This window comes from Streptomyces sp. ACA25, assembly GCF_028200735.1.
Classification (GTDB): domain Bacteria; phylum Actinomycetota; class Actinomycetes; order Streptomycetales; family Streptomycetaceae; genus Streptomyces.
The window spans coordinates 38,523-62,817 of sequence record NZ_JAQKPV010000008.1; the positions used below are offsets into that span (position 1 = coordinate 38,523).

At 72.3% G+C, this 24,295-nt stretch carries 19 protein-coding genes and 1 pseudogene; 7 read left to right on the forward strand and 13 right to left on the reverse strand.

Features of this window, described 5'->3' with window-relative positions:
* The first annotated feature begins 5 nt into the window (after nucleotides 1–5).
* From PJ985_RS14035 to chrA, 4 genes are all read left to right on the forward strand, one after another.
* Complete coding sequence (locus tag PJ985_RS14035; protein ID WP_271684075.1) at nucleotides 6–524, forward strand: Pycsar system effector family protein; 519 nt, start codon at nucleotides 6–8, stop codon at nucleotides 522–524.
* 89 nt (nucleotides 525–613) lie between these two features.
* Complete coding sequence (locus PJ985_RS14040) at nucleotides 614–1,849, forward strand: arginine deiminase (protein WP_271684076.1); 1,236 nt, start codon at nucleotides 614–616, stop codon at nucleotides 1,847–1,849.
* Nucleotides 1,850–1,971: 122 nt separating this feature from the next.
* Nucleotides 1,972–2,994 carry an ornithine carbamoyltransferase gene (gene argF / locus PJ985_RS14045; RefSeq protein WP_271684077.1) on the forward strand — a complete coding sequence of 341 codons (1,023 nt, stop codon included), beginning with the start codon at nucleotides 1,972–1,974 and terminating at the stop codon, nucleotides 2,992–2,994.
* A gap of 39 nt (nucleotides 2,995–3,033) precedes the next feature.
* The gene (chrA, locus tag PJ985_RS14050) at nucleotides 3,034–4,278 is read left to right on the forward strand and encodes a chromate efflux transporter (RefSeq protein ID WP_271684078.1); all 1,245 of its coding nucleotides are present in this window, start codon (nucleotides 3,034–3,036) and stop codon (nucleotides 4,276–4,278) included.
* Between the two features lie 60 nt (nucleotides 4,279–4,338).
* On the opposite strand, the gene mmuM is transcribed toward chrA, so the two are convergent.
* Genes mmuM through PJ985_RS14065 form a run of 3 tightly spaced genes read right to left on the reverse strand, consistent with a single transcriptional unit; the run spans nucleotide 4,339 to nucleotide 6,410 of the window.
* Nucleotides 4,339–5,256 (reverse strand): homocysteine S-methyltransferase, encoded by a 918-nt coding sequence (mmuM, locus tag PJ985_RS14055; protein WP_271684079.1) that lies wholly within the window; start codon nucleotides 5,254–5,256, stop codon nucleotides 4,339–4,341.
* The gene (locus tag PJ985_RS14060) at nucleotides 5,253–6,176 is read right to left on the reverse strand and encodes an LLM class F420-dependent oxidoreductase (RefSeq protein ID WP_271684080.1); all 924 of its coding nucleotides are present in this window, start codon (nucleotides 6,174–6,176) and stop codon (nucleotides 5,253–5,255) included. The genes mmuM and PJ985_RS14060 overlap by 4 nt, the downstream gene beginning before the upstream one ends.
* Before the next feature lie 42 nt (nucleotides 6,177–6,218).
* Nucleotides 6,219–6,410 (reverse strand): hypothetical protein, encoded by a 192-nt coding sequence (locus PJ985_RS14065; RefSeq protein WP_271684081.1) that lies wholly within the window; start codon nucleotides 6,408–6,410, stop codon nucleotides 6,219–6,221.
* 541 nt (nucleotides 6,411–6,951) lie between these two features.
* Between PJ985_RS14065 and PJ985_RS14070 the strand changes: the two genes are divergently transcribed.
* Nucleotides 6,952–7,794, forward strand: coding sequence for a helix-turn-helix transcriptional regulator (locus tag PJ985_RS14070; RefSeq protein WP_271684082.1), 843 nt, complete (start codon nucleotides 6,952–6,954; stop codon nucleotides 7,792–7,794).
* Between the two features lie 31 nt (nucleotides 7,795–7,825).
* On the opposite strand, the gene PJ985_RS14075 is transcribed toward PJ985_RS14070, so the two are convergent.
* The 9 genes and pseudogenes from PJ985_RS14075 to PJ985_RS14110 all read right to left on the reverse strand — a co-directional run bounded on the left by PJ985_RS14075 (nucleotide 7,826) and on the right by PJ985_RS14110 (nucleotide 19,890).
* The gene (locus PJ985_RS14075; RefSeq protein WP_271684083.1) at nucleotides 7,826–8,554 is read right to left on the reverse strand and encodes an Atu4866 domain-containing protein; all 729 of its coding nucleotides are present in this window, start codon (nucleotides 8,552–8,554) and stop codon (nucleotides 7,826–7,828) included.
* Between the two features lie 55 nt (nucleotides 8,555–8,609).
* Complete coding sequence (locus tag PJ985_RS14080) at nucleotides 8,610–10,004, reverse strand: amidohydrolase family protein (RefSeq protein ID WP_271684084.1); 1,395 nt, start codon at nucleotides 10,002–10,004, stop codon at nucleotides 8,610–8,612.
* A 123-nt stretch (nucleotides 10,005–10,127) separates the two neighbouring features.
* Nucleotides 10,128–13,004 carry an AfsR/SARP family transcriptional regulator gene (locus tag PJ985_RS14085; RefSeq protein ID WP_271684085.1) on the reverse strand — a complete coding sequence of 959 codons (2,877 nt, stop codon included), beginning with the start codon at nucleotides 13,002–13,004 and terminating at the stop codon, nucleotides 10,128–10,130.
* A 183-nt stretch (nucleotides 13,005–13,187) separates the two neighbouring features.
* Nucleotides 13,188–13,961, reverse strand: coding sequence for a protein-L-isoaspartate O-methyltransferase family protein (locus PJ985_RS14090; RefSeq protein ID WP_271684086.1), 774 nt, complete (start codon nucleotides 13,959–13,961; stop codon nucleotides 13,188–13,190).
* A gap of 26 nt (nucleotides 13,962–13,987) precedes the next feature.
* Nucleotides 13,988–14,197, reverse strand: a pseudogene (locus tag PJ985_RS23355) (protein-L-isoaspartate(D-aspartate) O-methyltransferase); the annotation flags it as partial.
* A gap of 1,394 nt (nucleotides 14,198–15,591) precedes the next feature.
* Nucleotides 15,592–16,464: a carbohydrate ABC transporter permease gene (locus PJ985_RS14095; RefSeq protein WP_271684087.1), complete on the reverse strand. Its 873-nt coding sequence runs from the start codon at nucleotides 16,462–16,464 to the stop codon at nucleotides 15,592–15,594.
* Entirely contained in the window at nucleotides 16,461–17,510 is a 1,050-nt protein-coding gene (locus tag PJ985_RS14100) for a carbohydrate ABC transporter permease (protein WP_271684088.1), read from the reverse strand. Before PJ985_RS14100 ends, PJ985_RS14095 begins: the two co-directional genes overlap by 4 nt.
* A gap of 15 nt (nucleotides 17,511–17,525) precedes the next feature.
* Nucleotides 17,526–18,770, reverse strand: coding sequence for an extracellular solute-binding protein (locus PJ985_RS14105; RefSeq protein WP_271684089.1), 1,245 nt, complete (start codon nucleotides 18,768–18,770; stop codon nucleotides 17,526–17,528).
* 52 nt (nucleotides 18,771–18,822) lie between these two features.
* On the reverse strand, nucleotides 18,823–19,890 hold the full coding sequence (locus PJ985_RS14110; protein ID WP_271684090.1) for a LacI family DNA-binding transcriptional regulator: 1,068 nt from the start codon (nucleotides 19,888–19,890) through the stop codon (nucleotides 18,823–18,825).
* A gap of 117 nt (nucleotides 19,891–20,007) precedes the next feature.
* Between PJ985_RS14110 and PJ985_RS14115 the strand changes: the two genes are divergently transcribed.
* Complete coding sequence (locus PJ985_RS14115; protein WP_271684091.1) at nucleotides 20,008–22,113, forward strand: amylo-alpha-1,6-glucosidase; 2,106 nt, start codon at nucleotides 20,008–20,010, stop codon at nucleotides 22,111–22,113.
* A gap of 187 nt (nucleotides 22,114–22,300) precedes the next feature.
* Here the strand turns inward: PJ985_RS14115 and PJ985_RS14120 are convergent, their stop codons facing one another.
* A complete protein-coding gene (locus PJ985_RS14120; RefSeq protein ID WP_271684092.1) occupies nucleotides 22,301–23,062 on the reverse strand; it encodes an SDR family NAD(P)-dependent oxidoreductase in 762 nt (253 codons plus the stop codon).
* A gap of 550 nt (nucleotides 23,063–23,612) precedes the next feature.
* On the opposite strand from PJ985_RS14120, the gene PJ985_RS14125 reads away from it, so the two are divergent.
* Nucleotides 23,613–24,194 carry a TetR/AcrR family transcriptional regulator gene (locus PJ985_RS14125; RefSeq protein ID WP_271684093.1) on the forward strand — a complete coding sequence of 194 codons (582 nt, stop codon included), beginning with the start codon at nucleotides 23,613–23,615 and terminating at the stop codon, nucleotides 24,192–24,194.
* Nucleotides 24,195–24,295 lie beyond the last annotated feature (101 nt).

Sequence of the window (24,295 nt, forward strand, 5' to 3'; positions counted from 1 at the left end):
GTGCGGTGGCGGAGGGCCGGCGGGTGATCATCGAGCAGCTGTCGGGGACGCTGCGGGAGGAGATGGGCCGGGCCGACATCAAGGCGTCCATCCTGCTGTCCGGGTCGGTGGCGGTGCTGCTGCTGGGTGCCGGCCGGCTGGACGGCCTGCGGCCGTCCGCGGCCGGTGGCCCGGCGCTGGCCGCGCTGCTGGTGGTGGGCCTTCTCTGGGTGACGGGTATCGCGCTGCTCATCGCGGCGGTGCTCCCCCGGACCCGCCCGTCGGGGCGGGTCCGGAGGGCTGTGCTGACCCCGGGTGACGCGTTGTTCTCCGCCGCGCTGGCGGGCGCCACCGCGCGCCAGCAGCTGAGCCGTGCGGTGGACCGGGCGGGTCTCGATCCGGCGGAGTGGCAGCTGTGGGAGATTTCGTCGCTCGGCCACATCCTCGCGGTGAAGTACCGGTGTCTGCGGGCCGCTGTCAGCTGTCTCGCGCTCAGCGGTGCCGCCGCCGTGGCCCTCATGGTGGTGCACGCGGGTCGCGGCTGAGCCGCCGGGCGCCGGGCCGTGCCGCCCCGTTCCGGCCGGTGAGTGCCGATCACCGGCGGGACGGGCCGCCGTCCGACAGGATGGGAGGCATGTCTTTTCGTGTGAACTCCGAGGCCGGGCGCTTGCGCCGTGTCATCCTGCACCGCCCGGGTCTGGAGCTGAAGCGGCTCACCCCCAGCAACATGGACGATCTGCTGTTCGACGATGTGCTGTGGGTGCGCCGTGCCCAGCAGGAGCACGACATCTTCGCGGGGGTGCTGCGGGAGCGGGGGGTGGAGGTCCACATGTTCGACCAGCTGCTCGCCGAGAGTCTGGACATCCCGGCGGCGCGGGCCCTGGTGCTGGACCGGGTCTTCGACGAGAACGCGTACGGTCCGCTGGCCACCGGCACGCTGCGGGAGGTGTTCGACCGGCTGCCGACGGCGGAGCTGGCCGAGGCGCTGATCGGCGGGATGACCAAGCGTGAGTATCTGGAGCGGTACCCCGAGCCGACGTCCGTGCGCTTCCATGTGATGGCGCAGGACGACTTTCTGCTCCACCCGCTGCCCAACCATCTGTTCACCCGGGACACTTCCGCCTGGGTCTACGACGGGGTGTCCATCAACGCCATGCGCTGGCCGGCCCGGCAGCGCGAGACGGTGCACTTCGAGGCGATCTACCGGCACCACCCGCTGTTCACCGGCCCGGCGGCGGGGCCGTTCCACACCTGGTCGGAGGGGCAGGGGGTGTATCCGTCGACCATCGAGGGCGGTGATGTGCTGGTGCTGGGCAACGGCGCGGTGCTCATCGGGATGAGTGAGCGCACCGCTCCGCAGGCGGTGGAGCTGCTGGCCCGGGGGCTGTTCGCGGCCGGCTCGGCGCGCACCATCGTGGCGCTCGACATGCCGAAGCGCCGGGCGTTCATGCACCTGGACACGGTGCTCACGATGATCGACGCGGAGACCTTCACCCAGTACGCCGGGCTCGGGATGCTGCCTTCCTACACGATTGAGCCCGGCGGGGCCGAGGGGGAGCTGAAGGTCACCGACCATCCGCCGGAGCACATGCACCGGGCCATGGCCGACGCCCTGGGGCTGGACCGGATCCGGGTGCTGACCGCCACCCAGGACGTGCACTCCGCGGAGCGTGAGCAGTGGGACGACGGCTGCAATGTGCTGGCCGTGGAGCCGGGGGTGGTCCTCACCTATGAGCGGAACGTCACCACCAACACGCATCTGCGCAGGAGCGGCGTCGAGGTGCTGGAGATTCCGGGGAGCGAGCTCGGCCGGGGCCGGGGCGGGCCGCGCTGCATGAGCTGCCCCGTGGAGCGGGACGCCATCGGCTGAGCACCGGCCGCCGGAGCGTCCTGACCGACCCCACCCCTGCATAGGAATACCTTCATTCGTATACACTTCCAGCTTCACCGGTGTCGCAGTCACCGCAACCGCTACCGCAGGAGGAGTCCTCCATGGCGACAGACCTCACGGGCCGCCACGTCCTCAAGGTGCTGGACTTCACGCCCGCAGAGATCGGGCAGCTGACCGACCTCGCCGCCGGGCTGAAGGCCGCCAAGCGGGCGGGGACCGAGGAGCGGCGCCTGGTGGGCCGCAACATCGCCCTGATCTTCGAGAAGACGTCCACCCGCACCCGGTGCGCCTTCGAGGTCGCCGCCGCCGACCAGGGGGCGTCCACCACCTATCTCGACCCGGCCGGCTCACAGATCGGACACAAGGAGTCCCCCAAGGACACCGCCCGGGTGCTGGGCCGGATGTTCGACGCCATCCAGTACCGGGGAAGCGACCAGCAGGTGGTCGAGGAGCTGGCCGCCCACGCGGGCGTCCCGGTGTACAACGGGCTCACCGACGACTGGCACCCCACCCAGATGCTGGCCGACGTGCTCACCATGACCGAGCACTGCGACAAACCGCTGAACCGCGTCGCCTTCACCTATATCGGCGACGCCCGCAACAACATGGGCAACTCCTACCTGGCCACCGGCGCGCTGCTCGGCATGGACGTGCGCATCGTCGCCCCCAAGGAGCTGTGGCCGCACTCCCCGGTGACCAGGGCCGCACAGGACCTCGCCGCGCAGACCGGGGCCCGCCTCAGCCTCACCGAGGACATCGCGGAGGGGGTACGCGGAGCGGACTTCCTCGCCACCGACGTCTGGGTCTCCCTGGGGGAGCCCAAGGAGGTCTGGGACGAGCGGATCGGGCTGCTGGCCCCCTACGCGGTGACCATGGACGTGCTGCGGGCCACCGGGAACGACCGGGTGAAGTTCCTCCACTGCCTGCCCGCCTTCCACGACCTCAACACAACGGTGGGGCGGGACATCCACGCCCGGCACGGCCTGGAGTCCCTGGAAGTCAGCGACGAGGTCTTCGAGTCGGAGCACTCCATCGTCTTCGACCAGTCCGAGAACCGCCTGCACACCATCAAGGCGGTGCTGGTCGCCACCCTCGCCGGAGGCGGCGCCGGCGCCGCCGGATAGGGTCGGCCGCGCCCCGTCCACCGCCCCAGGAGCGACCGCGTGCAGCACGACACCCCGGTCAGCCTCGGCACCGTCGCACGGCAGTGGGGACGCATCGGCCTGCTGGGCTTCGGCGGCCCGCCCGCGCACCTCTCGCTGTTCCGCGAGCTGTGCGTGGAGCGCAACCAGTGGATCGACGGCCGGAAGTTCGAGGACGACATCGCCGCGACCAACCTGCTGCCCGGGCCCGCCTCCACCCAGCTGGCGATCCTCACGGCCTGGCGGCTGCGCGGCACCCCGGGGGCGATCCTCGGCGGCGTGTGCTTCATCCTCCCCGGCCTGGTGCTCATCCTGGCCCTGGCCGTCCTTTTCCTCGCCGGTGACCCGCCGCTCTGGGTGGGCGGTGCAGCCGCCGGAGCGGGCGCCGCGGTGGCAGCGGTAGCCGTGCACGCCGCCGTGCAGCTGGCACCCGGCAGCTGGCAGCGGGCCGCCGGGCGGGGGGCCCGGGTCCGCTGGACCGGCTACCTCCTGGCCGGCGGCGCGGCCAGCGTGCTGCTCGGCCCCTGGCTGGTCCTGGTGCTGCTGGCCGCGGGCACCGTGGAGGCCGCGGTGCACGGGGTACGCCGCGCGCTGCCGGACGCCGTGCCGCCGGACGCCCCGCCCACGGGGACCGCCCCGCCGCCCGCCGGGGCCGAGACCGCCCGCCCGGAGAAGCCGGGCAGCCGCCGGCTGTGGCTGCTGCTGGCCGCCCTCCCGGCCGGCGCCGCGGCCGCCGCCCTGTCCGGCCTGACCTGGGTGGCCTTCAAGGTCGGCGCCCTGTCCTACGGCGGCGGGTTCGTGATCATCCCGCTGATGCACTCCGACGCGGTGGACCGGTACGGCTGGATGACCGACGGGCAGTTCCTCAACGCCGTGGCCCTGGGACAGGTCACCCCCGGTCCGGTGGTGCAGACGGTCGCCGTGGTGGGCTACGCCGCGGCCGGGATCGCCGGCGGGCTGCTCGCCACCGCGGTCGCCTTCGGGCCGTCCTTCCTGCTGGTCGTCCTCGGCGCCCGGCACTTCGAGCGGATCCGGACGGTGCCGAGCGTGCAGGCCTTCTTCCACGGCGCGGGCCCGGCCGTCATCGGTGCCATCGCGGGCTCCGCGATCCCGCTGGCCCTCGCACTCCAGCACCCCTGGCAGTTCGGCATCCTGGCACTGGCCGGCGCCTGGCTCCTGCTGCTGCGCCGGGGGGTGGTCAGCGCACTGCTGGGCGCCGGCCTGCTCGGGGTGCCGGCGGCGCTGACCGGCTTCCCCGTGAGCTGAGCAGCGGCGGGCCCCGCTCCCGCCCCGCCCGGCGGCCCGGGCCCTCCCCTGCCCGGCCGGCTACCCGCCGGGCGCGGAGGCGCGCAGCCGTGCCGCGAGGGCGGCGATACGGTCCGGTCCGACCCGGCAGCACCCACCGACCAGCCGCGCGCCGGCCGCCACCCACTCACCGGCCGCGGCGGCGTCGAAGGTCACCGGGCCGCGCCGGCGACGGCCGGCCGCGTCCCAGGTCTCCCCGCTGTTCGGGTACAACACCGCGGGCTTGCCGGTGGCGGCCACCGCGTGCCGCACCGCCGCCAGGACGTCCTCGGGGGCGCAGCAGTTGACGCCGGCGGCCAGCACCTGGTCGTTTCCGGCGGCCACCGCGAAGGCGTCCGTGAGCGGCTGCCCGGCGCGGGTCCGCTCCCCCGCGACGGTGTACGACAGCCACACCGGCAGCCCGGTGCCCCGGGCGGCCCGCAGCATCGCCTCCGCCTCGTCCGCGTCGGGCACCGTCTCCAGGGCCAGCAGGTCGGGGCCCGCTGCGGCCAGAGCCTCGATCCGGGGCCGGTGGAAGCGCTCCAGGGACGCGACGCTCAGCCCGTACCGGCCGCGGTACTCGCTGCCGTCGGCGAGCACCGCGCCGTACGGGCCGACCGAGGCCGCCACCCGTACCGTCCGCTCCCCCGCCACCGGAAATTCTTCCGCTGCCGCGCGCGCCGCGTTCCGGGCCAGCGTGACGCTGCGGCCCAGCAGCCGGGCGGCCTCCGCCCGGCTGATCCCGCGCCGGGCGAAGCCCTCGAAGGACGCCTGGTAGCTGCTGGTGACGAGCACCTGCGCCCCCGCCCGCACATACGCGATGTGGGCGGCCTCGATCTGCTGGGGGCCGTCGGCGAGCAGCCGGGCCGACCACAGCCCGTCGCGGAGGTCGCAGCCCTGGTCCTCCAGTTGGTTGGACAGCCCGCCGTCCAGGATCAGCGGGAACCCCGGGAGTCTCATGCCAGCTGGGACTGCACCTCGGAGGAGATCAGCTCGAGGTGGTCCAGGTCGTGCAGGTCGAGGATCTGCAGGTAGATCCTCGACGCCCCGATCTCCGCGAACCGGCCGATGCGGTCCACGACCTCGGCCGGGGAGCCGGCCAGGCCGTCGCGCCGGAGGTCGGCGACGTCACGGCCGATGGCCGCCGCACGGCGGGCGACCTCGGCCTCGTCGCGGCCGACGCAGGCGACCAGCGCGTTGGAGTACACCAGGTCCTCCGGGTCCCGGCCGGCCTCGCGGGCCGCCGCCCGCACCCGGTCGAACTGCGCCGCGCTGTCCTCGACCGAGGCGAAGGGGATGTTGAACTCGTCGGCGTAGCGGGCGGCGAGCCGGGGAGTGCGCTGGTGGCCGAGGCCGCCGAGCAGCACCGGCACCTTCTCCTGTACCGGCTTGGGCAGGGCCGGCGAGTCCGTCAGCCGGTAGTGCGCCCCGTCGAAGGAGAAGGTCTCCCCGGGCGGGGTGCTCCACAGGCCGGTGACGATGGCCAGCTGCTCCTCCAGGCGGGGGAACTTCTGCTGCGGGAACGGGATGCCGTAGGCCGTGTGCTCGGCCTCGAACCACCCCGCGCCCAGGCCGAGTTCGATGCGGCCCCCGGACATGGCGTCCACCTGGGCGGCCTGGATGGCGAGCACGCCCGGCAGCCGGAAGGTCGCGGCCGTCATGAGGGTGCCGAGCCGGATCCGGCTGGTCTCCCGGGCCAGCCCGGCCAGGGTGATCCAGGCGTCGGTGGGGCCGGGCGACGGGTCGCCGTCCCCCATCCGCAGATAATGGTCCGAGCGAAAGAAGGCATCGAAGCCGAGCTCCTCGGTGGCCCGGGCGACGCTCAGCAGGGTGTCATAGTCGGCGCCCTGCTGCGGTTCGGTGAAGATGCGAAGATCCATGCGGTCCATTGTGCGGCGTCCCCGCCGCCCCCCGCCCGCCGGTCAGGGCGCGGGCATGGGGGTGAGCAGCGCGGTCTCGCCGGGTGAGATGTCCGGCCACAGCACGAGGGAGCCGGAGGGGGCCTGGCCGGTGCCCGCCCCCGAGTACGCGCCGGCGAGCTGCCCGCTCAGCCCTCCCAGGCTCCGGGACACCTCTTCCATCTGCTCGAACGCCCCGTTGATGACGCTCTCCACGTGCCGGGCAGGAACGGTGCCGCCGTCACCCGGCAGTGGCCGGAAGGCCCGCGGGAACCGAGGACCGGGCACCGGGCTCGGCCCGGTGCCCGGATCTCCTGTGCTCCCCCGAGGCACGACCTGCGGCAGCCGGCCCGGAGCAGGACTTCCGGACCGGCGTGACGACCCCCCGTCACCGCTGGTGAGTCCGACTCTAGGCGGGGCCGGTAGCAGCCGCGTAGCAGCCCGGTAGCGGCGGAACCATCCGCGGAGAGACGCGCCCGGCCCCGGCCGGAGCGCGGACCGGGAACAACGCAGGTCGGCCCAGGTACCGCCCCTCCCGGCACGCGCGTGGCACGCGACTCGGTGGCCGGCTCCGGAAAGCGGATATCTCTTCGGCACCGGCGGCTACGACTCCCTCGCCGAAGGCATGCCCTTCCCGGAACTCAACGCGCTGTTCTCCGGTCCCCACTGACGCCGGGCGGGGCGGCGGCCCCGCCTGCCGCCACCGCCCTGTCCGGTGTCTCTGACCGCCGCCGACCACAAGCCCTAACCTGAAGGGGTGAGCACCAACGATCTGGGAGCCTTCCTGCGCGCCCACCGTGCCCGCCTGCGGCCCGGGGATGTCGGGCTGGCCTCCTACGGCGCGCGCCGGGTGGCAGGGCTGCGACGGGAGGAGGTCGCCGTCCTGGCCGGCATGAACAGCGACTACTACGCCCGCCTCGAACAGGGCCGCGAGCGCAGCCCTTCCCCGCAAATCCTCGAAGCCATCAGCAGCGCGCTGCGGATGGATGACGACGCGCGGGAACACATGTTCCGGCTGGCAGGCACCCTCCCGGCGGGAGAGCGACCGCGGCCGAGGGAGACGGTCAGCCCTGTGCTGCGGCAACTGCTGGACGGATACCCGAACGCCCCGGCGTTCGTCCTGAACCCGGCCACCGACGTCCTGGCCTCGAACGCCGTGGCCGGCGCACTGTTCTCCCCGTTCGAGAAGGTCGACAACCTGGCCCGCATGACCTTCCTCGACCCCGCTGCCCGGACCTTCTTCAGGCAGTGGGACCGGGCGGCCGAGGCGGTCGTCGCCGAACTGCGCCACGCCACGGGCCTCGACCCGCACTATCGGCGTGTGCACGACCTGGCCGGCTCCCTGGCCGGGGTGAGCGAGGAGTTCGCCGCCCTGTGGTCCTCGCACACCGTTCACCGGAAGACCCGGGAGGGCAAAGAGCTGCTGCACCCCGATGTCGGGGCGCTCGCACTCACCTTCCAGACCCTCGACGTCCGCGGAGCGCCGGGCCAGCAATTGGTGATCTACCAGGCCGAACCGGGAAGCCCCAGCGCTCAGGCGCTCACCCTGCTGGGCAGCCTGCACGCCACCCACCGCCAGGAGTCCGCCACGGACCGGTAGCACCCCGCGGTCGCTCCGCACGGCGGCGCGGTCAGCGGCGGGTGAAGCGGTAGCCGGCATGGTGCAGGATGCCGTCCCGGAACTCGCCGTAGGCCCAGAAGCCCAGGTCGTCGAGGTAGTCGATGCGGTTGCCGTCGATCCAGTAGCGGCCCCGGTAGGCGCTGGGGCGGTCCCCGCGCGCCTCGTCGTAGCGGCCGTCGGGCAGCAGTTCCTGGCGCACGAAGTCGTGTCCGTCGACCCACAGACCCACGAAGGGGTTGCCCTGGTCCGGTACGGGAGCGGGCGCCCCGTGGGGAGCAGCCGGTGGGGAGGTCCCCGGGTCGAGAGGAAGGCCGTTCCAGAGGCGGACCTGTCCGGCGGTGACGAGGACATCGAGATGGGTGCCGCGGGCCGGTACCGCGCCGGTGGGGGTCTCGGGGGCGTCGGCCAGGCGCAGGACAGCGATGTCGGCGGCCTCACCGGGGGTGAGGGTCGCGCCCGGGCCGGCTGCGGCGAATCCGGGGGCGGCGGGCAGGACAAGAGTTCCCGCACAGTCGATGACGATCATGTTGTCGTCGCCGGCCGCGGTCAGCAGACCGGGACCGACACCCACGATCACCGCTCCGCCGATGAGAACGTCGGCTTCCTGCCAGTCGCCGAGCCGCTGGTCACAGGTGATGACGGTGCCGCCGGTCAGCAGCAGCGGCCGGCCTTCGGGGGCACGCAGATCACGTAGGACGCCGTCGTCGCGGCGCGGGCGCACCCAAGGGGTGGTGTCCATGGTTTTTTTCTCCCTGCTTCGTTCGGTCCGTCTCGCGTGGCGAGAGCGAAAAGCCTCAGGGGGTGGGAGTGTGAAGTACGTGGTCGCGGGACGCGTGGACCTCGTCGCGCAGGAGAGGCAGGTCGACGTCGAGGACCTGGCCGTTCCACTTGCGGGGTGCGCCATTGATGAGGACGGCGCTGATGTTGCGGGCGTCGGAGCCCAGCACGACGGTGCCGATCGGGTCGTTGAGCGGCATGTTGTTGAGGTCCTCGGCCAGGATGACCAGCAGGTCGGCTTTCTTGCCCGGGGTCAGTGAGCCGGTGACGCCGGCCAGGCCGTTGGTGCGGGCGCCCTGGAGAGTGGCGAAGTCGAGGACATCGTGGGTGGTGATGCGTGCGGGTTCCTGGTCGGTGCCGTGGACGGTGTTGACCGCACGCATCCGCTGGATGGCGTGCAGGGCCCGCATCTGCGTGAACATGTCGCTGGCCAGCGCCACCTCGACGTCAATGCTCAGGCCGGGGCGGACACCCACCGCCAGGGCCTCGTCGATCGCGGGGATCGCCGTGTCCAGACCGATCTGGGCGTCCGAGGTCGGGGCCAGCGCGATGGTCGTACCGCTCTCCCCGACCGCCTTCCACGCCGCCGGGGTCAGGCCGGTGGCATGGATGAGCGTGACGTCCGGGCCGAGGATGCCGTCCTTCTCCCAGTTCAGGATGGCCCGGGAGGAGGTGGCCCCGAGGACGGCGTCGACGCTCACACCGATGCCCAGGTCCCTCGCGATGCGGGCCGGCGCGGGCCCGTAGGCGAGGGCGGGCCCGGCGATTTCGTCGGTCGCCAGCGCTGCCAGACGCAGGGTCAGCAGCTGGTCCTCGCCGGCAAAGTACGTCTCCCTGAGGCGGGTCAGGTCAGCGGGCCACTGCTTGTCCCAGTCACCGAAGTGCGGGCCCATGGAGGCGTGCACACCGCGAATGCCGGTGTCGAGGAGAGCCTGGACAGCGGCGTCGGAGTGTTCGGCGGTGCGGGAGTTGTGGGAGAAGTCGAGCATGCAGGTGATGCCGCAGTCGATCGCCGTCAGGGCGGCCAGCTTGGTGCCGACGTACATGTCGTGCGGCCGGTAGACCGTGGCGTAGCCGGCGAGGGTGGACATCACGTAGGCACCGAGGTCGTCGACGTCCGGCATGATCCGGCGCAGCTGGGTCTCCCAGGCGTGCCGGTGCGTGTCGACGAAGCCGGGAGTGAGGACGGTGCCGGCGGCGTCGACGACCACCGCACCGTCCCGGTTCAGGTCAGCGCCGATCGCGGTGATCGTGTCGCCCTCGACGAGCAGATCAGCGGCGTGCAGGACACCGAGGTCGGGGTCCATGGTGACGAGGGTCGCGCCGGTGAACAGGATGCGCCGCTTCGGGTCGGCGGATCGCCGCTGAAGCTGTTCGAGCACGGCAGGGTCGGTGGTGTCGCAGATGGCCACGGAAAGGTCCTGTCCGTCATGCCAGGCAGTGGGCCTGTGCGGGGTGGGTGATGACCCCAGCGTCGGCCCGTCCGACGGCGCCAACCAGGCCGCCGCTTGCCCAGGTACACCGCACCCTGGCTCTCAGGCCTCGGTGCGCGGGCGGGGAACGGCAGTCAGGTCGTCGGCCTGCACCCGCAGGTGCAGGTGCTCCCGGGCGTTGAGTGCCTCGATCACGGCCTGGGCCTGCATCTCCTCGGCCCGCGCGCGCTCCTCCCGCCCGAGGCCGCGCAGCGCGGCGGCCAGCCAGGTGCGCTGCTGGGCCACCGAGTACGGGTCGAACGGCTGCTCTGCGGCGTGGCCGAGTCCGCGGTCCGCCCAGCCGGCCGCCTTCTCGAACTCCCCGGTCCGCAGGTGGTACTCGGCCAGCAGGCCGGCGGCGAGCGTCCGGGTGTAGGGCAGGCTGGCCTCGGCGTAGCTCGCCGTCAGCAGCCGGTGGGCCTCCTCCTGATGGCCGAGATGCACATGGCAGCGTGCCAGGTTGTTCTGGAGACTGATCCGCAGCTCCTCCATCCCGGAAGGGGCGGTCCGCAGGAGAAGGTCCAGCGCACGTTCCGCGAGCTCGACAGCCTCGGTCAGCCGGCCGGACGACCCCAGGCACGGAATCAGGTTGTTCATCGCGGTGACGGCCTCGAGGTCCTCACCCAGGGAACGGAACAGCGCGACGCTGCGCTGGAGCAGCTGGGCTCCCACCGCCTGCTCCCCCCGCTGGCCGCACACCTTGCCCAGCTGTCCGAGGACCACGGCCTGGCCGTGCACATCGCTGCGGCGCTCCGCCACTTGCAGCGCGAGGTCGCACAGCTGCTGCTGGGCACCCCAGCTGAGGCGCATCCCGAAGTAGGACTCCATGGCCCGCGCGGACTCCAGCGCGAAGGAGGAGAGCGGACCGCCGCCCAGCTCGTCGCCCTCGTCGTACTCCGGGGCCGCCAGCCGGCCGGCGAGGGCCAGCACGTCCTCCAGGGCCTCGTCGGCCCACGGCAGTGACTCGTCGGCGCTGGTGAAGAGCCGGCCCTGCGGGAAGCGTCCCGCTCCGGCCCGGTAGCGCGCCCGGAAGGACTCGGGGAGCGCCAGCGGCGTGTTGACCCGGTGGAGAGAGCCGAGGTACCAGCCCGCCAGACCGGCCAGGTGGTTCCGGGTCCGGCTGTCGGACAGCTGGGCGGCCTCGTGCACCGCCGCTGCCCGCACCAGGTCGTGCAGGGTGTGGACACCGGGGCGGGGGCTCGCGGTGATCTGGGCGTCGGTGAGGCGCTCCAGCGCCTCGGCCGCCTCCTGCCGCGTGCAGCCCGTGACGGCTGCCGCGGAAGCCGGGCTGTAGGACCGGACTGCGGCGATGCCCAGCAGCGGAAAGACCGCTGCCGCCCGGCGGTCGGCCGGATCCCCGCTCCGCTTCAGCTGGTCGATGCTCACCAGCAGGCTGGCCCGGACGTCGAGATCGGCGGTCGCCAGCTCCGCGATCCGGCCGCGTTCGTCCCGGAGGACGGCGGTCCAGTCGCTGACGTTCCAGCGAGGCCGCGCGGCCATCCGGGTGGCGATGATGCGCAGCGCGAGCGGCAGGTGACCGCAGAGCGTGACCAGCTCTTCCCAGTCCTGGTGCGCGCCGTGTTCCGCGGAGCCCCCGGCCACGTTGCGGACCAGAGCGACCGCGTCCGAGGTCGTGAGCGTGGACAGGTGCAGGTGACGCCCGCCCTCCATCCGGGTGAGCGCGGAGCGGCTGGTGATCAGGGCCGCGCATCCCGGCTCGCTGGGGATGAGGGGGCCGGCCTGCGCCTCGTCCAGCGCGTTGTCCAGCAGCACCAGCATGCGCCGGGAGCGGAGCGCCCGGTGGTAGAGCGCGGCGGCGGCCTCCGTCTCCTGCGGGATTTCCGTCCGGCTGCCGAGCGCGGGCAGCAGACGATGGAGGGCCTCGGTCACCGTCAGCGGGCCGTCGTCCGGATCCGCTCCGCGCAGGTCCAGGTAGAGCAGACCGTCCGGGAAACGGTGCGCCGCCTCCCGCGCGGCGCGCACCGCGAGCGCCGACTTCCCGACGCCCCCGGGGCCGTCGATCAGGCAGACCGCGGGGGCCTGCGCCGAGCAGCTCAGCCACTCCCGCAGCCGGGCAAGCTCAACTCCCCGGGCCACGAAGGTGGCGATGCCGGGCGGGAAGTCCGGGCTGGCCGGCGGACCCGCCGCGGCAGTCGTGGCCGGGTGCTTGTTCTGCGACTGGGGCGGATCCGCGGGCGGGGAGGCCGGCCGGGGGTCACCTCGCAGGACGGCCTGGTGCAGCTCCCGCAGCTCGTGGCCCGGTTCGATGCCCAGCTCGTCCACGAGCCGTCGGCGCGTCTCCCGGTAGGCGTTCAGCGCCTCGGCCGTCCGGCCTCCCCGGTGGAGGGCGAGCATCAGCTGTCCGGTGAAGCGCTCCCGCAGGGGGTGCGCGCGGGCCGCCGCCGAGAGCTCGTCGACCACTGCGGCGTCCTCGCCGAGCCGCAGCTTGAGCGCGAACCGCTCCTCCTGCGCCGCCAGATAGAGCTCCTCCAGGCGCGGTTGCTCGAGCGTCCGCAGCATGCAGTCACTGAGGTCGGCCAGGGGAGTCCCGCGCCACAGCGACATCGCCGCGTCCAGCAGCGCCACCGCCTCCCCGGGCGCCGCCCGGGACAGCTCCCGGGCCCGGGCCAGCTCCCGCTGGAACCGGCCGACATCGGTCTCCGCACGGTCCAGGGCCAGCTGGTACCCGCCCGATTCGGTCCGCAGCCGGTCCCCGCCGATGACCTTGCGCAGGCGCATCACATAGTTCCGCAGCGTGGCGCGGGCGCTGGGCGGCGGGGCGGTCCCCCACAGCTGCTCGGACAGCTCGTCCACGGACAGCACCTGGCCAGGGCGCAGGGCGAGCGCGGCGAGCGTCGCGCGCAGCATGGGCGCGGTCACCGGCACCGGTGAGCCGTCATCGACCCGAACCTGGAGCGGACCCAACAGCCGGATGTCCAAAAGGAAGCTCCTGCCCGACGTTGACGCCGACAGCGTCCGGTCGGAAATCTTCGCACGCATACTCGCTCGACTCAAACGTGATGGACCGTGCGGAACCGGTGCATTGCCGCCAGGTGCAGGGGTGTTGACGGACCGTCCTCCGGGCGGCTTGCCCGGGGGCGGTACCGGGGCGGCGGCCCGGGTTCAGCCGACCGGCCAGCTGTGGTCCGGGGTGTCCAGCCAGGCCCGGGTGGACTCGGGAGTGACGGTGAGCCCGAGGCGCTGGTATCCGGGTGCGCCGTGGGCGGTCCACCAGGTGTGCGCGGCCGTCAGCTCGTCCCACAGCCGGCGCCGTCCGACCTGCCGGACTCGAACGGCGGAGTCGCCGGTGCGGTGGGTGGCGGAAGCCCAGGCGCTGCCGTCCAGGTCGTACAGCCAGAGGGTGGTTCCGTCCTCGTGTCTCTGCACGGCGTGGGTGGCCCGGGGGATGCGCAGCCCGGCGACGAAGGGGAAGGGATGCCAGGTCCCCTCCGGCGGCAGCGGACCGGGCGCGGTGCTGTCCGTGACCGGGGCGCCCGGGCCGGTCCGCATGATGGGCCGGGCCAGGCGCTGGGCGCGGACCTTCATGAACTCCAGCGGTCGCAGGAAGGCGCCCGCAGCGGTGCCGTCGCCGGTGACGGTGAGCCGGACCAGCGCGTCGCGGTTGCTGTAGTGGGTGCCCCACGGAGCCACGATGAGCCCTCCGGGCGTCACCTGCGCGGGCCAGGCGGACGGGATCTTCCGCAGCCCGACGGTGGCGAGTATCCGGTCGAACGGTGCCGCGTCCGGGACCCCTCGCATGCCGTCGCCGGTGACGACCCGCGGTGACTGCCCGGCGGCCCGCAGGGCCCGCCGCGCTGCCTCCGCCACCCCGGGGTCGACTTCGACGCTCGTGACGTGCTGCCGCCGAGCCGGTGGGCCAGCAGGCCGGCGTTCCATCCGGTGCCGGTACCGATCTCCAGCACCCGCGTCCCCGCCGTCACGTCCAGCGCGTCCAGCATGGCGACCACCACGGACGGCATGGACGCCGAACTGGTCGGCAGGCTGCCCGGCGCGGTGCCGGTGTGCCGGCCGTCGTCCCACTGGGAGATGACCGGAACGTCAGCGGCGGCTGCCGCCTGCCAGCGGTCCGGGTCCCGTCCGCGCTCGACGGGCGTGCTCGTGCCGTCCGTCATGTCGTGGACCCAGATCAACTCCGGCAGGAACAGCGCGCGCGGCAACGCCGCGAAAGCTCCCTGCCAGTCGGTGCCCGCGGCCGGGCCGGGGGGCCGTTCCCCGAGGGCTCGGCCCGCGGGCAGGGTCACTTCCCGTCTTCCTTGCGGTGGTCGCCGTCCCCGTCGGGCGGACCACCGTCCGGCGACGGGGGGTCCTCGGGTGGGGTCCAGGGTGTCCCCGGAGACCCGCCCCCGCTGCCGGCGCCCCCGTCATGATTCCCGTCGTGCATCGCCACCACGCCTCCCCGCAGATCGCCCGGCTTGCGCCGTAACCCGATGATCCCGACACCACTCGGTGAGGGGAAGGAGAGAAGGTGCGACTACCACCCCCGCAAACAGTTTCGACGGCGAGACGATGTCTTCCGCGCGACCGCGTCGACCGCCGGCGTACGTGCGCAGGCAGCGGGCCGCTCTGCCGTCAGGCTTCCTGCTCGCCGCGCTTCACGGCCGAGACGAACGACGACCAGCCGTCAGCGGCGAACGCGAAACGGCGGCCACTGTCACACCAAGTACGGTCAGCAGAGAACCAATCCGCGATGTGATACCAGACGGCCGGAGGTCCTCGTCCTGGGCAATCAATTGAGGTGTTACCCCATCCCCCAGGAATGGACGTACCACGACCAGCCAGCCGAAGATCGGCATCGCCCACCAAGGAGTACCCTGGGTGATGTGATCAACGACTGGGGATGTCCCTGATAACCGCAACGCCCACTCTGCACCACCCAGATGGCCCAGGCGGGAAGTCGCAACGGCTATCCGGTTGGCAGGTCGGGATCCGTGAACTGAAGCTCGCTCAACATGCAAGATCGCTCCCCTCATCCCCGGAATCTCCCACGCGCACATCACCATAGGCCGATACCAGCACCCAAAGTAGTCGCGCCTCGGGCGTACTTGGACACACTTGGGTAGGGACCCGCGAGAGCTCCTGCACCGGCACCCTTCGCCGCTCGCAGCGCCTCGATAGCGCGAATGTACGTACCTGGTGCAGAGCTCCTGATGCGCGGAGCAGCATGTCGTCCGCGACGCATGTAACACCCCCACTGGTACCCGCGATAAGACGTACTTCGCCGCTGCACTTTCTGCTCCACGGCCCAGCCGGGACCCACTGGCCCTGCGACAGCCCCCCAACGCCTGCGCAGCACGACACCTGGCCGCTCGAGCGCCGCTTCCAAAGCCTCAGCCGGAACTGCTCATTGCGCCGGCCTCTTCGGCACCGATCGGTATCCGCACTGACGCATGAACTCGGCTGCGAACTTCCAGCCCTCTCGGAGGACCGACTCGCTACCGGGTCCTGAGGGCTGCCACCGTCGCTGAGTTGAGTGCGGACGCGGGGTGGGCGCCAGGTCCCGCGCCGTTCACTTCACGCCTCCTTCGTTGGCGCCGCGGATGAAGTACCGCTGGAAGCAGAAGAACAGCACCGCCACCGGGATGGTGGACAGCAGCGCCGCGGTGAGTTTGAGGGGGTACTGCGTGCCGCTGCCCAGCCCGCCGGAGACGAAGCGTGCCAGCCCTGTGGTCAGGGTCTCGTACTGGCTGGACTGGGTGGACACGAGGAAGTGGGTGAACTCGTTCCACGAACCCTGGAAGGAGAGGATGGTGAGGGTGATCAGGGCCGGCCGGGCCATGGGGAGGACCACGGACCAGTAGATGCGGATGACGCCGGCGCCGTCGATGCGCGCGGCCTCCTCCATTTCGCAGGGGATGGACTCGAAGAACTGCTTCATGATGAAAATGCCCGCGGCATCCACGAGTAGGGGCACCACCATCCCGGCGTAGGTGTCGAACATGCCCAGGGAACTGAGCACCAGGAAGCGCGGGATGAGCAGGACGACTCCGGGTACCGCCAGCACGGCCAGGACCAGCCCGAAGAGCACGTTCCGGCCGCGGAAGCGCAGCCTGGCCAGGGCGTAGCCGGCCATGGAGTTGAAGAGCACACGCCCGGTCGTGACCAGCACCGCGACCAGGGTGCTGTTCCCCAGCCAGCGCAGGAACGGCACCGAGTCGTCGTCGCTCAGCCCGGCCAGCCGCTCGTAGGCGGCCGTGCTGGGCGGAGAGGGCATCAGCGTCAGCGGGTTCATCGCCGCGTCGGGGTCGGTCTTGAAGCTGGTGACCAACTGGAGCAGGAACGGCAGCGCGTACAGCAGTGCCAGCCCGCCGACCAGTGCGTAGCCGAGGCCCCGTGCGACCCGTGGCAGCCGGGGCAGAACCGGCCGGGAGGTTTCGCTCATCGGGGCCTCCTGGGTGCGGGGTCCCGCTCCCGCAGCAGCCAGCGCTGCAGGGCGGTCAGGGACAGGATGAGCAGCAACAGGAGGACGGCCATGGCGGCGCCCTGTCCGAACTCGGCGTTGTCGAAGCCGGCGGAGTAGGAGAGGAAGGCGGGGGTGAGGGTGGTGTTGCCGGGGGCTCCCTGGCCCATCACGTACACCTGGTCGAAAACCTGCCAGGTCGAGATCAGTCCCAGGGTCAGGACCAGGAAGAGCACCGGCCGCAGCGCGGGGAGTATCACGTGCCACAGCATCCGGCGCCGGTTGACACCGTCGAGTGCGGCGGCTTCCTCCAGTTCCCGGGAGACGTCCTGCAGCGCAGCCAGGAAGATCAGCATGAACGTGCCCGAGGTGGTCCAGACCGCGAGGATGATCAGGGTGCACATCGCCACCGACGGGCCGGCCAGCCATTCGTGCCAGCTCAGTCCGAGCAGCGAGTGCTCGGCGAGCAGGCCGCTGGGACGCTCGGGGTCGACCACTCCGAGCGCGCCCAGCAGCAGGGAGCCGACACCGCGGGAGTCGGCGAACCAGTTGGGGCCGTCCACCGACAACCAGCCCAGCAGCCTGTTGACGGCCCCGTTGCCCTGGAAGAGGAAGAGGAAGACCGTGGCGACCGCGATGGAGCTGGTGACCGACGGGAAGTAGAAGGTGGTGCGCAGCAGCCCGCGCCCGCGCAGCAGCCGCTGGTTGACGATCAGCGCCAGTGTGAGTGCCAGCGCGGTCTGGAGCGGCACGGTGAGCAGGACGTAGAAGAGGTTGTTGCGCAGGGAGGTCGCGAACACGGTCCGGTCGAGGCCGTCCTCGGTGAGCAGCCGCCGGTAGTTGTCCAGTCCGACGAAGTCCGCCTGGCCGCTGAGAGGACTGGACTGGCCGTCCCAGTCAAGCAGGCTGACCCACAGGGCCGTCAGGATCGGGAGCAGCAGGAACACGCCGAGGACGAGGACCATGGGGCTGACGAACAGCCAGCCCCATGCTCCCTCGCGTGCCCGGGCGGTGGTGGTCCGGAGCATGGGGGGAAGTCCGCCTCAGCGCCCGCGCGCAAGTACCGGTGTGCCGTTGCGCTGGAGATCGGCCAGGATCTTGGCCGGTTCCGCGGTGCGAAGCGCCTGGAGATCGGTGTTGAACTGCCGGGCGACCTTCTCGAAGCCGGGCACGGTCACCGGGCCCTGCGCGTACTCCAGGCCCTCGGCCCAGGCCGCGCTGCCCGGGTGACGGTCGGTGTACTCCTCCAGTGCGGCGGTCCGCGAGGGCATGACCCCGAAGGCGTCGGCGAAGGCGAGCTGCTGCTCCACCGAGGTGAGGTGGGTGACGAGATCCAGGGCCGCCGCCTGGTGAGGGCTGTCGGCGGCGATGCCCCAGCAGGTGCTGAACGCCAGGGTGCCGGGGCCGGCCGGTCCGGCCGGGAGCGGCACCACCCGGTGCGGGACGTCGGGGTAGTCGGCCTTCATCGCGCCGTCGATCCAGTTGCCCTCGATGGTCATCGCGGCGCGGCCGGTGCCGAAGGCCTCGCCGCCCCAGCCCGCGTCGACGTCCTTGGCGAACGCCGCGACCCCCTCGTCCAGCAGGTCCTGCACGAACTCCAGGGCCCGGAGGTTCTCCGGGGAGTCGGCGGTCATCTCGCCCTGGGCCGGATCGGTGATCCAGCCCCCTGACTGCTTCATGAACGCGCCGATGCGCTGGTACTCGTCGGCGAGGACCAGCCCGGTGGTGCCGTCCCCGGTGAGCGTCGAGGCCACCTCGCGCAGTTCGTCCCAGGTGGTCGGATGGTCCTCGTCGGTGAGCCCGGCGGCCTCCCACACGTCGGTGTTGATGACCAGCCCGAGGGTGGAGACGTCCTTGGGCACGCAGACCAGCTCGTCCTCGTAGGTGAAGGAGGCGAGCAGCCCTTCGCTGAAGTCACCGGCGTCGGGGTGGTCCTCGCCGTAGGCGAGCAGCGAGCCGCCGCGCGCGTAGTTGGCGAACTGGTCGGAGCCGACGTAGAAGACGTCCGGGGGCTTGTTGCCGGCGAAGGCCTGGCCGAGCTGCTGGTCCATGTCCTTGGCGACCTCCACGGTCACCTCGTGCCCGGAGCTGTCCTCGAATGCGGCGGCGGCGGCGCGGACCGCGCGCGTCTCCGCGTCCCCGGAGGTGGCTATCAGCACGGTGAGGTGCTGCTGCGCCGCGTCGCTCTGCTCGGACCCGCCGGACGTGCCGGAGGACGAGGAGCAGGCGGTGAGAGCGAGGGACAGCGCCAGAGCACAGCCCAGGGGTGGGGAGAGGCGTCGCGTCATGACTACTCCGTGAGGTGGGAGGGGCAGAGGGAAAGGGCGGGCAGGGGTGCGGTCACACCAGGAGGGGGCAGGTGCTGCCGCGCGGCACCAGGGCGGGGGCGAGCAGCCGACGCTCGGCGGGCCGTTCCGGCTCACGCATCCGGGACACCAGCATCCGCACGCACTCCTTGCCGATCTTCTCCAGCGGCTGAGCCACCGAAGTGAGGCGTGGGGAGAGGACGGTGGCGAACGAGGCGTCGTCGAAACCGCTGACGGCCACGTCCCTTCCCGGTTCCATGCCGCAGGCGCGCAGCGCCTCATAGCAGCCCAGGGCGAGGAGGTCGCTTGCCGCCACGACCGCCGTCACCTGCGAATCACGGTCGAAGAGCGGAGCCACCGCATGCTGGGCGGTGGCCGGGTCGTCGATGCTCTCCAGACGCAGGCCGTCGGTGGGCAGCCCGTGCCGCTCCATGGCGCGCTGCCAGCCTTCGGCGCGGTCGTCACCGGCGCCGGAGCCGCGCGGCCAGCCCAGGAAGGCGATGCGCTGATGTCCGCGCGCGACCAGGTGGTCGATGACGGCGGCGGTGCCGGCGGCACCGTCGACGTCCACCCAGTCGCCGATCTGCTCCCCCGCCCAGCGGCGGCCGAAGGCGACGAAGGGGATACCGCGCTCGGCCAGCCACGCCTGGCGCCGGTCGTCGCGGACAGTCTCGCTGAGCACGAAGCCGTCCAGGCTGTGACTGTCCAGCAGTTCCCCGTAGCTGTCGGTGCTGCCGGGGACCGGCGAGGCGGCGAAGAGCAGGATGCGGTAGCCCGCCTCGTCGGCGGTGGCCGACAGGGCGCGCAGGAAGCGGTCCATGACCTGGGTGTGCTGCCCGGAGTGCGAGGGCGGGACGCCGTAGCCGATGAGCTTGCTGGAGCGGGTGCGCAGGGTCTGCGCGGCACGGTGCGGGCGGTAGCCCATCTCCTCCATGGCTCCCCGGACACGAGTGAGCGTGGCCTCGTTCAGCAGGTGGGGGTGGTTGAGGGCGTTGGACACCGTCTGGGTGGACACCCCCGCCCGCCGGGCGACCATCGCCTGGGTGACCGGTGCGGCCGGGCCGCCGGAGCGGTCCCCGTCCGACCGTGCTGCTGCCGTCAACTCGTTCCTCCGTGCATGGTCCGGACTGCTTGCGGCAGGCCGTTGCTGGGCAGGCCGATCTCTGCGTAGGGTGCGGTTTTAACGCTACAATCCGCCGCACAGAGAGACTGGTGCCCGGTGCTCCCCACTGTCAAGGCTTCGGATGGATCCGAATTCTCCGCTGCGCAACAGCCGTATCTGCACGAGGCCAGCGTGGTCCTGTACGCGCCCAGCCAGGCCGTCTCCCAGCCGTCCGGCCAGCTGACCGGCGGCGCGGACGGCTTCTACCACGCCGACCGGCGCGTCCTGTCGGTACTCACCGTCAGCGCGGAGGGGGTGGAGACCGTGCCTGTGGGCTGTGGCACCGCCACCGCCGACCAGGCGTCCTTCCGCTATGTGCTGCGCGGGCTGGGCGCGCGCACGCCCGACCCCGCCGTCACCCTCACCCGGCACCGCTCCGTGCGGCCGGGTCTCCTCCAGGAGGTGCTGGAGGTGGTCAACGCCGGGCCGCAGGAGGTCTCTCTGCGCCTGGTGGCCGAGGCCGCCGGCGATTTCGCCACCATGGCCGACGTCAAGTCCGGTGCCCGCCCGCTCCCCCTGCGCGCCGAGCACCGCGACGGAGGGCTCTGCTGGTCCCGGACCGGCCAGGCCGGGCCGAGCGTCCAGCTCACTGCCACCAGCCCGGCCGAATGCGTCGATCCCGAGACGGGCCGGCTGGTCTTCTCCGTTTCCCTGCCCCCGGACAGCCGTTGGCAGACCACGCTCCGGTGCACCGTCCAGGACGGCGCCGCGCCGGACCTTCGTTTCCGCCCGGCGCCGGAGGGAGCGGCACCCTTCCGGGCGCCGCGCGTGTCCAGCGCGAACCCCCGCCTGGACCACTGGGTTCACCGCTCGGTGACGGACCTTCACCGCCTCCTGCTCACCGACCCGCAGGAGCCGGACGACTTCTTCCTCGCCGCCGGCGCCCCCTGGTACCTGACGCTCTTCGGCCGCGACGCGCTGTGGGCGGCCCGGATGACCCTGCCGCTGGGCACCGATCTGGCCGCCGGTACCCTCCGCGTGCTGGCCCGGCGCCAGGGCAACGCGACCGACGAGGCGACGCAGGAGCAGCCCGGCAAGATTCTGCACGAGGTCCGGGAGACGACGCAGGTCTTCGGCGGCGGCCTCGCCCTGCCCCCGTGCTACTACGGCACGGTCGACGCTACCCCGCTGTGGGTCACCGTCCTCCACGACGCGTGGCGCTGGGGCCTGGACCGTGAGCAGGTGGAGGCGCTGCTGCCGCACGCCCAGGCCGCCCTGCGCTGGATGATGGAGTACGGCGACGCGGACGGCGACGGCCTTCTGGAATACGTGGGCCATCCCGGGGGCGGGCTGGCCAACCAGGGCTGGCGGGATTCCGGGGACGCAGTCCGGCACCGCGACGGCAGGCTCGCCGCCCCACCCATCGCCCTGGTCGAGATGCAGGGCTACGCCTACGAGGCCGCGCGCAACGGCGCGGCCCTGCTGCGCGCCTTCGACCGCGATGGCGCCGACCACTGCGAGGAGTGGGCCGCCGCTCTCCGGCAGCGGGTGCGTGAGCGCTTCTGGGTGTCCGACGAGACGGGTCCGTATCCGGCGATGGCGCTGGACGGCGGGAAACGGCCGGCGGACGCCGTCACCTCCTCGTGCGGCCACCTGCTGGGCACCGGGCTGCTGGATCCCGCCGAAGCGGCCGCGCTGGCTCAGCGCCTCCAGCGGCCCGAGCTCGACTCCGGCTTCGGGCTGCGCACACTCGCGGCCGGCTCGGGTGGCTACAACCCGCTGGGCTACCACATCGGTTCGGTCTGGCCGCATGACACGGCCATCGCAGTGCACGGACTGATACGCGAGGGCTTCCCCGAGGCCGCCGCCTCGCTCGCGTCCGGGCTCATCGCCGCCTCCGCCGCGTTCGACGGCCGACTGCCGGAGCTCTACTCCGGGCACAGTGCCCGGGAGCAGCAGGCACCGACCCCCTACCCGGCCTCCTGCCGCCCGCAGGCATGGGCGGCGGCCTCCAGCGTGCTGGTACTGCGCGCACTGCTGGGGCTGGAGCCCGACGTGCCGGGCGGCACGCTCACCGTCGCCCCGGTGATGCCCGCCACCGGCTGCCGGCCGCTCAGCGTGTCCGGCCTGCGGGTGGCCGGAGAGCCCCTCGCCGTCACCCTTGCGGCCGATGGAGCCGCCCGCGTCGAGACCCGGGCCCCGGTGGACGTGCGCATCCTCTGAGTCGAACGGGTGCGGCCACGATGCGGTCCGCGGCGCCATCCCACCGGAAGGGAAGCCCAGGGCCGGCGGCGGGGCCGGCGGCGGAGGTCCGTGGCGGTAGACCCGAGGAGGGGCCGCGGACCACCCGGCTCCCTCCTCGGGCGCGTCACCGCGCCGCACGGCCTCCCGGGGGATGCTCCCGCAGCCGTCAGGCGGTGGCACCACCGTCGATCACGTGGTCGTGCCCGACGACGTAGCCGGACTCCTCCGAGGCCAGCCACAGGACGGCGTTGGCGACCTCCTGCGGTTCGGCGACCCGGCCCAGCGGCACGGTCGGTGCCAGGCGGGCGTCACGCTGCTCGCGGGTCTCGCCGGGGAGGTAGGTCATCGGGGTGTCGATCGGGCCTGGGCTGATGGAGTTGATGCGCACGCCCTGCCGGATGTACTCGAGCGCGGCGGTACGGGTGAGGAAGCTGACGCCGGCCTTGGAGGTCGCGTAGGCGCTCATGCCGGCCAGGCGCCAGTGGGCGCCCAGGTTGGAGGCGGTGTTGACGATGACGCCGCCGCCGTTGACCGCCATGTGCGCGGTCTCGTGCTTCAGGGCGTGGAAGACGCCGGTGAGGTTGACGGCGAGCACCTTGTTCCACACGTCTTCGTCGTGCTCGCCGACCGGCGTGCCACCGCCCAGGATGCCCGCGTTGTTGAACGCGACGTGCAGACCGCCGTGACGGGAAACCGCCGTGTCCACCATCGCCTTGACGCCGGCAGAGCTGGTGACGTCGACGACGACGCCGGAGGCCTTGCCGCCCTCGGCCTCGATCAGCTTGACCGTCTCGTTGACGCCGCTCTCGTTGATGTCGGCAACGACGACGGTCGCGCCCTCCCCGGCGAAGGACAGCGCCGCGGTCCGGCCCAGCACGCCCGCCGCGCCGGTGACCAGAACGACCTTGTCGGTGAAACGTGCACCCATGACGGACTCCCTTGTTCGGTAATGACAGTGCGTTGCGCGTTGGTCTGTCAGTCGCGGGCCACGGCACGGGGGGCGGGGCTTTCCAGGCGCGTCCGCGCACTGGAGCGTGACGTACCCGGCGGCGTGCGGGACCCGACGGCAGCAGCGGCGCGCACACGACGCACGGTGATCGTCGCGATCCGGGCGATCCGGACGGCACCCAGCAGTGCGAAGCACAGCCCGGCCGCAGCCAGCCGTATCGGGGCCGTTTCGGAGGGAGTGTGCACAGAGACGGCACCCATAACCGAATACCCATTCCACTATGGAGCGAAGGACTCCCCCAGGCGCCCGTTGTTGGGGTGTCCAGAAAGCTACCACATTCTTGAACGATCGATCCAGATGGGGTTGAGCGTGGACGGAGCTCGACGTGAGCAGTCGCTGCACGCTCAGCGGCGACCCGGTGACGGGGGCCCACCGGAGCCGGAGCCCGACTCGGGAGAGCCGCCCTGCCCCTCTCGACCGGGGCGGGCTTTTCTGGATTGCTCGGTCTTCATGTTGTTAGCCTCGGGGGATGGCCAGGACCAAGGAGTTCGACCCCGACGTGGTGCTCCAGCGCGCGACGGATCTGTTCTGGGAACGGGGCTACGAGGCGACCTCCATGGCCGACCTCGTCGAGCACCTGGGTATCGGCCGGGCCAGCCTGTACAGCACCTTCGGCAGCAAACGCGACCTCTACCTGGCCGCCATGCGGCAGTACCTGCGGGGCAGCGAGACGGGCTTCGTCACCGCGCTCGCGCAGCCGGGACCGGCCCTGCCGGCTGTGCGCGCCTTCGTCGAGAGCTGGGTCACCGACGCCCTGACCGACCCGAACCGCCGGGGCTGTCTGGTGGTGAACGCGGCGGTGGAGCTGTCCCCGCGCGATCCCGAGGTCACCCGCCAGGTGGAGGTGAGCTGGAGCGTCGTGGAAACGGCACTCGTCTCCTCCCTGCTACGGGCCCAGACCCAGGGCGAGCTCGCCACCGACAAGGACCCGCACGAGATCGCTCACTTCCTGCTCGTGGTGATGCAGGGCATGCGGGTGATCGCGCGCGCCGCACCGGAAGCCGGGCGACTGCGGGCCGCCGCCCGACTCGCGCTGGCCGCGCTGGACTGACCGCGCTCCAGCAGCCCTGCCGTACGACCCCCTGCGACACGGAACCGGTACCTGCACCACGGAACCGGGAAAAAATCTCTGTCGGCCCCTGCGGCAGCCGC